Origin of the sequence: Nocardiopsis deserti, assembly GCF_008638355.1 — a bacterium.
In the GTDB taxonomy this organism is placed as follows: Bacteria; Actinomycetota; Actinomycetes; order Streptosporangiales; family Streptosporangiaceae; genus Nocardiopsis; species Nocardiopsis alborubida.
This window is the reverse complement of sequence record NZ_VWVS01000031.1, coordinates 24,679-37,070: the sequence shown is the minus strand read 5'-3', so window position 1 is coordinate 37,070 and position 12,392 is coordinate 24,679. Positions and strand designations below refer to the sequence as shown.

The window sequence follows — 12,392 nt, the reverse complement described above, 5'->3', positions numbered from 1 at the left end:
CGGGCCGGTCACCGGACGCTCATGGAACGTACACGGGAAACCGAGTACGCTACCGCAGTCGGCCCTCCCGCCGGAGGCCCCGCCCGCACGGACAGCGGTCCCTCCCACGGCGACGGTCACAGCCCCGTCCCGAGCGGAGGGGCCCACGGGACGGCGGCGAAGAGGCCCCGCGACGGCGCACGCCTCCCGGCCCGGCGTCCCGCGGAGGGTTGGCGTAGGGTCGGGTCCCCCGACCCGCTCCCCCGCGCACGGCCTCTGACGGGACGACGCCCCCGCGCCCCGTCCGGGCCGCCCCACCGGGTGCGAAGCGCCCCCAGGACACCCCTGAGAGTCTGGAGCACACGTCAGGTGACCGCACACACCGATCCGGGGACCGCCCGGTCCCGGCGCCGCCGCACCGCCGCCGCGGCGCTGGCCCTCGGGCTCCTCGCGCCCCTCCCCGCGGCCCCGGCGGCGGCCGAGACCCCCCAGGACCCCGTCTCGCTCACGCAGGTCCACCCCTTCAAGGCCGACGACCAGCCGTGCGCGGCCACCGGCGGGGACGTCGTGGAGCAGAGGCCCTGGACGCACCACTTCCTGGGCCTGTCGCGGGCCCACGACCTGAGCACCGGTGAGGGGGTGGGCGTGGCGCTGCTGGCCCCGGAGGTGGACGGCGGTGTTCCCGCGCTGTCCGACGCCGTGGAGGGCGGGCAGTCCGCCGACTGCCTGGGGTTCGGCACGTCGCTGGCCGGAGTGGTCGCCGCCCGGTCCGTGGAGGGCAGCGGCCTGGTCGGGGTGGCCCCGGGCTCGTCGGTGACGGCCGTGGCCACCGGCAGCCCCCAGACCGGCCTGGCCTCGGCGCAGGAGATCGCCGCCGGGATCGGGAGCGCGGTGGACGCGGGGGCCCGCGTGGTCCTGGTGGGCACGGGCACGTGGGAGGCGTCCCCGGCCCTGGAGTCCGCGGTGGCCGCCGCCGAGGAGGCCGGCGCCGTGGTCGTGGCCCCCGCGACGGTCCCCACCTCCCGGGGTCCGCTGCCGGGCCAGCCCGCCCAGCACGCGTCGGTGCTGAGCGTGGCCGCGCACGACGTGGAGGGCCTGCCCGTGGCCCAGGGACCGCTGGTCCTGCCCAGCGGCGACCTGGCCCGCGTGGACCTGACCGCGCCGGGCGACCGGGTGGTGGGAACCGGCCCGGGCGGCGGCCACGTGGCCGCGGCGGGCGACGGCGTGGCCGCGGCCTTCGTGGCGGGGACCGCGGCCCTGCTCATGGCGCGGGAGCCGGACCTGAGCGCCGAGCAGGTGCGCGAGCGGCTGACCACCACGGCCTACGCATCGCCGCGGGGGGACGCGGACCCGCTGTCGGGGCACGGCAGGGTGGACCCGCTGGCGGCGATGGCCATCGCCCCGGGCGGCACCCCCGCCGGGGTGGTGGGCGAGGGGTTCGTCCCCGACCCCTCCCCCGAGGGTTCGGTGGACGCGCCGCCCACGGCGGCCGTGGTGTCCGTCGCGCTCCTGCTCATCGTGCTGTGCGTCCTGGGCGGAGCGGTGTACAAGCTCGGACGCGCGCGGAAGTGGCGTCCCGCCGCCGCGGGCGAGCCGGTGCCGATGCGCTCCGACGAACCGGTGCGCTGACACCGAGCTGACGCGGAAGGGGGCGTCCGGCGCACCGGACGCCCCCGAACACGTTCGGGGACCGGGCTCCCCTCCTGGCCAGGCGGGGCCCGGACACCCCGCACGGGGACCCGCCCGCGCGGCGCGGGCGGGTCCCCGTATCACTCCTCGGCGCCCTCGGCGATGGCCAACTGCACCTCGACCGGGTCGCGGCGCGCGATCCACAGGGCGCGTCCCGCGGGCATCGTCCGCGCCCGGACGCTGCCGAACATCATGCCCTCCGAGGGCGGGGCGGACAGCAGGATGCTGGGCGTGTTGGAGTCGATGAGCGTCCGGATGACGGGGTCGCTGGAGGCCCGGCTGAAACCGCCCGCGGCGTGCACGAGGACTACGTGCAGACCGATCTCCGCGCCCTGGCCGAGCATCGGCAGGAGCGGGACCAGCGGGCTGGGGCCGCTTCCGGAGACCATCTCGAAGTCGTCGATGAGGATGAACAGCTCGGGGCCGCTCCACCAGTCGCGCTTGCGGATGCGGTCGGGGGTGATGTCGGGCCCGGGCAGGCGCGCCTTCATGGCCTGCGCGGCGGCGGCCATCATCTCCTTGACGTTCTCGCCCGACACCGCGTAGCCCAGCTGCATCTCCTTGGGCACCGCGTCGTAGAGCTGGCGGCGCTGGTCGGCCAGCACGACCCGGGCGGTGGTGGGGCCGTAGTGGCTGCGGATGGCGTTGGTGATGTGGCGCAGCAGCGTGGTCTTGCCCGTCTCGGTGTCGCCGACCACGAGCAGGTGCGGGGTGACGCCGAAGTCGTGCCAGAACGGCTGCATCCTACGGCTCTCCAGGCCCATGGGCACCTTGAGGCCGTTCACCTCGGTGAGTTCGGAGCCGGGCAGCTCACGGGCGTGCAGGATCGCGGGCAGGGTGCGCACGGCCGGGGCGGAGGGCCCGTCCCAGGCCGCGCGCACGCGGTCGGAGAGCTCGGTCATGCCCTCGGACAGGGTGACCGAGTCGGCGTTGCCGTCGGCTCGGGGCAGACCGGTGAGCAGGTGGTGCTTGGTGTCGGTGATGCCGCGTCCGGGTACGCGGGGCACGGTCTGCGCGGCGCGCATGTGGACGATGGAGTCCACGGGGTCGCCCATGCGCAGTTCCAGTCGGGTGCCCATCAGGTCGCGGACGCCGGTGTGGAAGTCGGCCCAGCGCGGGGAGGCGACCACGACGTGCACGCCGTAGTTGAGGCCGCGCTGCACGATCTGGACGATGGAGCCCACCAGGTCCGCGTAGTCCTGGCGGATGGTGCCCCAGCCGTCGATGACGAGGAAGACGTCGCCGTGGGACTGGTCGGCGAACTCCCCGGCGGCGCGGCGCCTGCGGTAGGTGCCCATGGAGTCGATGCCGTTCTCGGCGAAGAAGACCTCACGCTTGGTGAGGATCTCGTTGATCTCCATGATGGTGCGGAGGATGCGCCGCTCGTCGGTGCGCGTGACGACGCTGCCCACGTGCGGCAGGTCCTTGAGCGAGGTGAGCACGCCGCCGCCGCAGTCGATCCCGTAGAACTGGACCTGGGCGGGGGTGTTGCACACCGCGAGGGTGAGGATGAGCGTGGCCAGCAGGGTGCTCTTGCCGCTCTGGGGGCCGCCCGCGATGCCGACGTGTCCCCCCGCTCCGGTCAGGTCGGCGACCAGGGGCAGGCGCTTGTGCTCGAAGGGGCGGTCGATGACCCCCAGCGGCACGCGCAGGGTCGTCTCCTTCTTCCAGGCCAGGCCGCCCTCGGGCAGGCGGGTGCCGACCATGGCGAGCAGCTCGTCCACCAGCGGGGGCACCTCCAGCGGGGGCAGCCACACCTCGCGCGCGGCGGGCCCGAGGTCGTCCATCCGCGCCAGCGCGGTCGCCAGGAGGGACTCGCTGGTCTCCTCCACCTGGACCTCGGGCTCCTCGGGTTCGGGAGCAGCCGCGGCCACGGCGGTGTCGGAGAAGAGCACCACCTCGCCGCCGACCGTGCTCCTGCGGGCGGCGCGGCGCTTGACGCGGTAGGGCCCGGAGACGTAGGCGGCCTTGAACCGGGTGAGGGTCTCGGTGTCGGTCTTGAGGTAGCCGTTGCCGGGGGCGGAGGGCAGCTGGTGGGCGTCGGGGACGCCGAGCACCCCGCGGCTCTCGATGGCGGAGAAGGTGCGCAGCGCGATCCGGTAGGACAGGTGGCCCTCCAGCTGGTGCATGCGGCCCTCGTCCAGGCGCTGGGAGGCAAGCAGCAGGTGGACGCCGAGGCTGCGGCCCAGGCGGCCGATCATCACGAACAGGTCCATGAAGTCGCGGTGGGCGGCCAGCAGCTCGCTGAACTCGTCCACGACCACGAACAGCGTGGGCATCGGCTCCATGCCGGGGTTGGCCTCGCGGGCCCTCTCGTACTCCAGCGCGGAGCTGAAGTTGCCCGCGGCGCGCAGCTGCTCCTGGCGGCGGACCAGCTCGCCGTGCAGGGCGTCCTGCATGCGCTCGACCAGGATGGCCTCGTCGGCGAGGTTGGTGATGAGCGCGGAGGTGTGCTGGAGCTTGTCGAGGCCGATGAAGGTCGCGCCGCCCTTGAAGTCGACGAGCACGAAGTTGAGGGTCTCGGGGGAGTGGGTCAGGGCCAGGCCGAGCACCAGGGTGCGCAGCAGCTCGCTCTTGCCCGATCCGGTGGCGCCGATGAGCATGCCGTGCGGGCCCATGCCGCCCAGCGCGGACTCCTTGAGGTCCAGCTCCAGCGGAGCGCCGTCGGAGTTCATACCGATGGGCACGCGCAGCCGGTCCTTCTCGTGCAGCTCGCTCCACATGCGCTCGCTGTCGTGCCGGTGCAGGTCGGGGATACCCAGGAGCGTGGTCAGCTCGAAGTCGGTGGTGAGCGGCTCGGTGACCTCGACGACCATGCCGATCCGGTAGGGCGAGAGCAGGCGGCCCAGGGAGGTGGCGCGGGACAGGCTCAGGGTGTCGGGCCGGCCCAGCACCTCCTCGGTGTCGCGGCCGCTGTTGTCGCGGGAGAGCATCACCAGGCGCTCGGTCTCCACCCGCAGGGCCAGGGTGTAGGGGTCGTCCTCGGGGGGCATCGGGTCGGCGACGTCGATGACGACGGCGTTGCGGTAGCCGCCGCCCAGCATGCGCGACCCCGGGGGGATGCGCCCGCCGTCCACGACGATGACGGTGAAGGGCTCCTCGCGGCTGGGGGCGGCGGTGGGGTCGAAGCGGGGGCGGTCGGCCAGGTCCGGGACGAGCTGTTCGAGCTCCATCGCGTCCGTGCACAGCAGCCGTGCCTGGCCCGCGCCGTCGCGGGCGGTGGGGTGCTGGCTGTGGGGCAGCCACTTGGCCCACGACCACAGGGGCAGGGACTCGTCGGAGCAGCACACGGCCACGCGCAGCTCGTCGTGGGCGTGGAAGACGGTGAGCTGGCCGACGAGGGCCCGGACGAGGCCCCGGCTGGTGTCCAGGTCGCCGCGCATGGTGATGCGGGAGTACCCGCGCAGGTAGATCTGGACCGGCTGGTCCTCGACGGTGCCGTAGGCGCGGATGAAGCGGCGCAGGGCGTGGGCGCTGAGGGGTTCGAGGTCCTCCACCGGTTTGGAGGAGACCGGGGAGATGGTCATGGACAGCGCCTGTTCGCCCACGGCCATGCGCGCCTCGGCGAAGTCGTCGTCGGTCCCCCTGCGCTCCCACAGCCGGGAGGTGCGCACGATCGACCACAGGGCGTCGGGGTGGGGCGCCCGCCAGAGCATCGCGTCGCGCTGCTCGGTGACCACGCCCCGCAGGCGGGTGCGCATCTGCTTGAGGTAGCGCAGGTAGTCCCGGCGGTCGTCGTTGAGCTGGCGGCGGCGCTCCAGCATGCTGCGCAGGTACTGGCCGCCGATCATGACCACGGCGCCCACGAGCATCATCCCGCCCGCGAGGTAGGGCATGATGCTGCTGCCGTCTCCCATCCTGCCGGGGCGGATGATCATCATGAGCATCGCCATCGACGTCATGGCCATCGGCAGGTAGGTGAACACCGACGAAACGTTGGCCTGCGGTTCGGGCAGCTCCGGGGGCTCCTGGAGGCTGACCTCGCCCGAGGGCAGGTCCGGTCCGGGGCGCCGCGGGGGGCGCCGGACGAGGATCGTACTCACAGGACGGGGTCCTCCCTTGCAGGGAACGACGGGGAACGGTGCGAAGACCGGGACCGGAACGGGGGCCGTAACCGGCGTCCGGAACCGGACGCCGGAAGCAGAACACTACTGTTGCCAACTAAAGTGACAGACACCAAAATTTAAAACAACACACCTCCAAAATGGGTCGTCGGAGTGTTACCGTCACTTCCGCCCCTGTCACGACCCCGCCTCATGATGGGCCCCCACCGGATGAACGATGTCGCCTCCCCGGACCTGTGCCGACTGCTGATCCGCGCCCCCGAGCGCTCCTTCGAGATCGCGGCGCCCACGGAGGTCCCCCTCTCCGAGATCCTGCCCACCCTCGTGCTCTACGCCGAGGGTGACAACGGCGAGGACCTGGACGAGAGCGGACTGGAGCACGACGGCTGGGTCCTCCAGCAACTGGGCGACGAGCCCCTGGAGGAGGACGAGACCCTCCGCTCCCTGGGGCTCTGCCACGGAGAGACCCTCTACCTGCGCCCCCGCCGCGACCAGCTGCCGCCGGTGCACTTCGACGACCTGACCGACGGCGTCGCGACCGGCCTGGGCGAGCGCCCCGACCGGTGGCGTCCCGAGGCCACGCGCGTCCTGCTCCAGGCGTTGGGCCTGGTCGTGCTGTTCACCGGCCTGGCCGTTCTGGTCAGCGGCGGCCCCGGTCTGCTGACCGCGGTGTCCGCGGCCTGCTCCTCGATCCTCATGCTGTTGTCGGCCTGGGCCGCCTCGCGCGCCATGGGCGACCTGGCCGCCGCCACCGGCCTGGCCGCGGCGGCCACCCTGTACATGGCGGTGGCCGGCGCGTCCGTGCCCTCGGGCGACCCCGGCACCGCGCTGACCGGAGCGCGCGTGCTCACGGGCTCGGTGACCGCGGCGGGGGCCAGCGTGCTCGGCCTGGCGGCCGTTGCGGGCTCGGTGCCCTTCTTCGCCGGCCTGTTCACCGCCGAGGTGCTGTGCGCGCTGGGCGCGCTGGCCCTGATGTTCATCCCCGGCGCCACGGTCCCGGCCGTGGCGGCGCTGACGGCGCTCATCGCGCTGCTGCTGGGCACGTTCGCCCCCCAGCTGGCCTTCCGCCTCTCCGGCCTGAAGCTGCCGCCGCTGCCCTCCAACCCCGACCAGCTCCAGGAGGGCATCGACCCCTACCCCGCGCGCGGGGTCCTGGACCGCGCCGCGCTGGCCGACCGGTTCCAGACCGCCCTGTACGCCTCCACCGGCGCCGTCCTGACGGTCTGCCTGGTCGTGCTCGGCTCCTCCCCCGGGTGGGCGCCGATCACGCTGTGCGTGATCGTGTCGCTGGTCATGCTGCTCCAGTCGCGCGGTCTGGCCAGCGCCTGGCAGCGGTCCTTCGTGGTCGCACCGCCCTGGATCGGTCTGACCGCGCTGGTCCTGGTCCTGGTGTGGACGGCCGACCCCCTGCCCCGAACGCTGGCCATGGTGGGCCTGTTCGCCGCCTCCGCGATCCTGGCGGTGGTGTCGTGGAACCTTCCGGGCACACGGCCGCTGCCCCACTGGGGACGGGCCGCCGAGATCATCCAGTCACTGCTGACCGTGGCCATCGTGCCCCTGGTCCTGGCGATCTTCGGCGTGTTCTCGCTCCTGCGCGGAATCGGCGGCTGACATGCAGTCACGTCGCGACAGGGTGATGGCCCACAACTTCACGGTGGGCCGCCTGGGCACGGCCATGCTGGAGGGCGACCCCGACGCGGTCGACGCCCCCATGCGCCGCACCCGTACCGGCACCTACATCGGCATCGCTATCGGCGCGGTGCTGTGTATCGGCTTCCTCGTGTTCGGCCTGATCTTCCCCGGGGGCGCCACCAGCTGGCGCCAGGAGGGGCGGCTGATCGTGGACCGCGACACCGGGGCCTCCTACCTGTACTCGGCCGGGACCCTGCGCCCCGTGGCCAACGGCGCCTCCGCCCGCCTGGTCCAGGGCGCCGACGCCGCCGTGAGTCTGGTCTCGGCCGACTCCCTGGAGGGCGTGCCCGTGGGCGGCCCCGTCGGCATCGCCGGCGCGCCCGACGCCCTGCCGACCACCGAGGGACTGGAGCAGTCGGTCTGGCGGGTGTGCGCGCTGCCGCCCGAGGGCGAGGAGGACGAACGGGGCCGCACCGCCCTCGTGGTGGGCACGGCCCCCGCCCCGGCCACGCCCTCCGCCAGCCAGGCGGTCCTCGTGACCGGACCGGACGGCGCCCCGCACCTGCTGTGGAACGGCACCCGCCTGCGCCTGGACGAGGAGGGCGGCGCCGTCCAGGCCCTCGGCTACGGCACGAGCGACGCCCTGGCCGTCACCTCGGCGTTCCTCAACACCGTGCCCACCGGCCCGGACCTGACCGCACCCGAGGTCCCTGGCGCCGGTGAGGACGCGGGCGAGATGGCGGGCGAGCCCCGGCGCGTGGGGCAGGTGTTCGCGGTGTCCACCCCCGGGCAGGAGGACCAGCACTACCTGCTCACCCGGGACGGCCTGGTACCGCTCTCCGTGACGCACGCGCTGCTGCTGCTGGCCGACCCGGACGTCTCGGGCGCCGCCTACCCCGACGCTCCCGCCGAGGCGCTGCCCCTGCCCGCGGGCGAGGCGCACACCCGGCTCTCCGACGGTCAGGGCCCGCGCGAGGAACGCCACCCCGCGGCCCCGCCGGAGCTGGTGGGCGTCGGCGCGGGCGTGCCGTGCCTGCGGCTGGCCCCCGACGGCTCGCTGTCGGTGACCATGGACGACCCCGCCGGTGTGGAGGCGTGGCCCGTGCAGGAGCGGCCCGGCATCGCTCCCGGTTGCCCGACACCCGACCTGGTCGGCATCGCCTCCGGCCGGGGTTCGCTCGCCGCCGCCCAGCCCGTGGGCGGCGGAGGCGCGGCCACCACCCACTACCTCGTCACCGACAGCGCGGCCAAGTACCCGGTGCTCGACGAGACCGCCCTGACCTCACTCGGCTACCAGACGGCCCAGGCCGTCCCGGTCCCGACATCCCTGCTGCGGCTGCTGCCCTCCGGGCCGGTGCTCGACCCGGAGGCGGCCGCCCTCCCCCTGGCGCCCTCGTCGATGGTCGAGGACGCCGGATGCCCCTGATGGAACCGACAGAGGAGATCCCGTGAGCAACGTTACGCAGACCACAGACGATGGTGAACGGCAAGCGCAGGAGGCGATGGCCGAGGCCCACGCCAAGTGCAACGAGGTCTACAACTACGTGGACAGCGCGCGTGACAAGCTGCGCGCCTCCTGGCAGGGCGCGGCCTCCAACAGCTACAGCGAGGCGGTCGTCGGCTGGCTGGAGGAACTGCGGCTCATCACCAACGACATGAACCGCATGATCGGCACCTTCGGCGGCACCGTCCAGGCCATGCACAGCACGGAGGACGCCAACGTCATCGCCGGTTCGCGGTGGATGGAAGCGCTCAACACGAACCAGGCCGGCTGAGGCCGGCCCACCGCGCCCACCCCTACCCGCCCCTTTCCGGAAGGCGAGACCATGAGCATCAACGGTTTCAGCGTCACCTACGCCCACGTCAACGATGTCACCGAGGACCTGCGCGCCCAGACCGTGAAGGTGCAGCAGCAGCTCGAGAACCTCAACACCACGATGCTGTCCCTCCAGAGCCAGCTCGAGGGTGCCATGTTCACGGAGTACCAGAGGAAGTACCAGTCCTGGCAGCTCAACGTCGCCGACATGAACACCCTGCTGAAGGAAGCCGAGAGGGCCCTGATCCAGATCAGCAACCAGTACGAATCCACCGACAGCCGCGAGGCCATGAACTGGCAGGCGCTGTTGTAGTCCACTCCCCCTCCCCCCAGGGCGGGCGGCCCACCACTCCCCTCGCGGCCGCCCGCCCCGCTCCGCACCACCCCATCCCCCACCCCCGACACAATCCAGACGAACGACCGCCCTACGGGCGGTGAGGAGGCCTTGACGTGGAGTCCCCCCTCTTCGACTTCCGTGCTGCCCTCTCCGGGGAGGAGCCGGACCCGACCGAGACCGAGGAGGGCACCACCCTCCAGGAGCAGGGCACAGCCACGAACCGGTCGGAGTCCGCCCCGATCAGCGTGGACCTGACCAGCGGTCTGCTCCTGCTCCGGCACGCCGGTTCCTCGGTCGAGGTGGACACCGCCACCCGGGAGGCGGTACTCGACCCGGGCGACTCCGGGGTGAGCGTCGGCGACGACGGCGTGATGCTGTTCGGCACGCAGCAGTCCGGTGACAGCGCCTCCCCGCACGTGCTCGCCGACCAGGGGGTCGCCCGCGTCGTCACGGTGTCCGCACCCGAGTCCGGGGACGTGTCCGGCCAGGAGCTCCACGCGGAGAGCCAGTTCGAACCGGTGTCCCAGGGGACACCGGCGCTCCCCGTCGAACCGGCGGTCAGGACCGTCGGGGTGCCCGCCAACGCGGAGCCCGTCCCCGAGGGCGAGACGACCGCCACGGAGCCCGTACCGCTGGAACCCATGCTCATGGGGGAGCCCGCCCAGCGCGTGGAGGCGATGGAGCCGCTGGCTCCGTTGGAGCCCGCGGTCGTCGCGGAGCCCGACCACCTCCTGGAGCCGCTGGAAACCAGGGAGGTCGAACAGGGCGAACTGCTGGAGCCGCTGGCCTCCCAGTTCACCGAGGCCGCGGAGCCGATTACCGGTGTGGAGCCCATCTCCGCCGACGCCGACGACCCCGCCTTCGGCGAGACCGGCTCCGAGATCCCCGGGGCGCCGGTCGTGACCCTGGACCCCGAGACGGGGATCACCACCGTCGAGGCGGGCGAGCTGAAGTTCGTCCTGGACTCGGACGCCGGCACGATCAGCATCGAGCCCGGGGACAGGAATGTGCCCCTCGACCCCGAGGCGGCGCCGGTCACCGTCGAGGCCGGACACCTGGGTCTGACCATCGACCCGGCCGAGGGCACCGTCGGGATCGAGACGACCGGCTCCGGTGACGGTGAGGAGGCCCTGCCGACCACGATCGAGATCGGCGACCTGAAGCTCACCCTGGACCCCGAGACGGGCGAGGTCTCCCTCGACCCCGGCAGCGGGGACGTGGAGGTCGATCCCGAGACCGGCTTGATCACCGTGTCCGAGGACCTCGACGGTGAGGAGGACACCGATGACGAAGAGGGCGCTGGCGACGAGGAGGGAGACGACCATCCCGGCGGCCACGGACCCGGCGAACCCGGCGAACCCGGCGACGAGGAAGGCGCTGGCGACGAGGAGGGAGACGACCGTCCCGGCGGCGACGGACCCGGCGAACCCGGCCAAGAAGACTCCTCCGACCACGACCACCCCGGCAACAACGAACCCGGCGAACCCGGCGAACCCGGCGACGAGGAGGGCACTGGCGACGAGGGGGGCACTGGCGACGAGGAGGGAGACGACCGTCCCAGCGGCCACGGACCCGGCGAGCCCGGCCAAGAAGACTCCTCCGACCACGACCACCCCGGCAACGACAGCCCCAACGAACCCGGCGAGCCCGGCGACGAGGACTCCCCCCAACACGTGGAGAGCAACCGCCCCGGTGCGACCGACCCGGGCAGCGGCGGGGCTCCGGGCGTGCCCGTGGGCGCCACCCCGCCTCCGGTCACGGGAGAGGCCCCCCGGGACGAGCCCGGGCCCGGCATAGGCGACGACTCCGACAGCACGGAGGACGACAGCCAGTTCTCACACCCGGCCCCAGGCCCCGGGGACGAGGAAGGCGGCAGCGGACCCGAGCACCTGGAGACGGGCCAGCACGAGACGTCGACGGACGACCACACCCCCGGCGAGGAACCGATACCGGTGGACCCGGCCGTCTCGTTCGAACCCGTCGTCGCGGACACCTCCGAAACGCCCGGTGAGGAGACCGAGGGCACCGGCGACGGTAGCGGTTCCGGAGGCGAGGGCGAGGGGGGCGAAAACCAGTTCTCACACCTGGCCTCAGGCCCCGGGAACGGGGAAGACAGCAGCGGTGACGGCTCCGGGGGCGAGGACGAGGAGACCGGCCCCGGGGACGTTGAGGACGGCGAAGAGGACAGCGCCGGGGACGGCGAGGACGACACCGAAGGCGACGAAGACGACGAAGACGACAGCGCCGGGGGCGACGAGGACGACGAGGACGACGAGGACGGCGAGGACGGCGAAGAGGACAGCGCCGGGGACGGCGAGGACGGCGAGGACGGCGAGGACGGCGAGGACGACACCGAAAACGACGAAGACAGCGAAGAGGACAGCGCCGGGGGCGACGAGGACACCGGCACCGGGGACACCGGAGGCGGTGACGAGGGCACAGGTTCAGGCGACAAGGGCACCAGGATCGACTTCGACAAGATCACGGCTTTCCGCACGAGCATCGTGGAGCCCCTCCAGAACGACCTCAACACACTGGTCACCGATCTCGCCGTGTACAACGGCGTAGGCGAAAGCGGCTACCAAAGGCTCGGGAACCCCGAAATCCTTCCCCAGGCCGGACAGCTCACCGGCAAGATCGACAGCTCCATGGGCGGGATCTACGAGTTCATCAGCGGCCTGAACGAGGAACTGATCGAAATCGAGGACAAGCTCTCGGAGAGCCTCATCAACTTCGCCAATCTCGAGGATGAGCAGAACCTCACCGCCCAGGAGGTCCACCGCCTGATCTATTCGAGCCAGAGCGGTTCTGGCGGCGGTTTCGGAAGCGCTTCCGGTAACGGTCAGGACGAGGACAGCAGCGAAGCCTAGTCCCG

General features: G+C 72.7%; 7 protein-coding genes. 6 read left to right on the top strand and 1 reads right to left on the bottom strand.

Features of this window, described 5'->3' with window-relative positions; genetic code table 11:
* Positions 1-348: 348 nt before the first annotated feature.
* Positions 349-1,608 carry a S8 family serine peptidase gene (locus FYW99_RS30215; protein WP_150255759.1) on the top strand — a complete coding sequence of 420 codons (1,260 nt, stop codon included), beginning with the start codon at positions 349-351 and terminating at the stop codon, positions 1,606-1,608.
* Positions 1,609-1,748: 140 nt separating this feature from the next.
* Here FYW99_RS30215 and eccCa read toward each other — a convergent pair whose 3' ends face one another.
* Complete coding sequence (gene eccCa / locus FYW99_RS30210) at positions 1,749-5,711, bottom strand: type VII secretion protein EccCa (protein ID WP_150255757.1); 3,963 nt, start codon at positions 5,709-5,711, stop codon at positions 1,749-1,751.
* 213 nt (positions 5,712-5,924) lie between these two features.
* Between eccCa and eccD the strand changes: the two genes are divergently transcribed.
* The 5 genes from eccD (at position 5,925) to FYW99_RS30185 (ending at position 12,387) form a co-directional block, all read left to right on the top strand.
* Positions 5,925-7,343 carry a type VII secretion integral membrane protein EccD gene (eccD, locus tag FYW99_RS30205; protein ID WP_150255754.1) on the top strand — a complete coding sequence of 473 codons (1,419 nt, stop codon included), beginning with the start codon at positions 5,925-5,927 and terminating at the stop codon, positions 7,341-7,343.
* Position 7,344: 1 nt separating this feature from the next.
* Entirely contained in the window at positions 7,345-8,790 is a 1,446-nt protein-coding gene (eccB, locus tag FYW99_RS30200; protein ID WP_150255752.1) for a type VII secretion protein EccB, read from the top strand.
* A gap of 76 nt (positions 8,791-8,866) precedes the next feature.
* Entirely contained in the window at positions 8,867-9,139 is a 273-nt protein-coding gene (locus FYW99_RS30195) for a hypothetical protein (RefSeq protein WP_150255769.1), read from the top strand.
* Positions 9,140-9,190: 51 nt separating this feature from the next.
* Positions 9,191-9,493, top strand: coding sequence for a WXG100 family type VII secretion target (locus FYW99_RS30190; RefSeq protein WP_150255750.1), 303 nt, complete (start codon positions 9,191-9,193; stop codon positions 9,491-9,493).
* Positions 9,494-9,630: 137 nt separating this feature from the next.
* Positions 9,631-12,387 carry an AAA family ATPase gene (locus FYW99_RS30185; protein ID WP_150255749.1) on the top strand — a complete coding sequence of 919 codons (2,757 nt, stop codon included), beginning with the start codon at positions 9,631-9,633 and terminating at the stop codon, positions 12,385-12,387.
* The last annotated feature ends 5 nt before the right edge of the window (positions 12,388-12,392 follow it).

Excerpts from the sequence above, each read along its gene's own strand:
- eccD (WP_150255754.1), top strand. The coding sequence starts at position 5,925 with ATGATGGGCCCCCACCGGATGAACGATGTCGCCTCCCCGGACCTGTGC.
- eccB (WP_150255752.1), top strand. The coding sequence starts at position 7,345 with ATGCAGTCACGTCGCGACAGGGTGATGGCCCACAACTTCACGGTGGGC.
- FYW99_RS30195 (WP_150255769.1), top strand. The coding sequence starts at position 8,867 with ATGGCCGAGGCCCACGCCAAGTGCAACGAGGTCTACAACTACGTGGAC.
- FYW99_RS30190 (WP_150255750.1), top strand. The coding sequence starts at position 9,191 with ATGAGCATCAACGGTTTCAGCGTCACCTACGCCCACGTCAACGATGTC.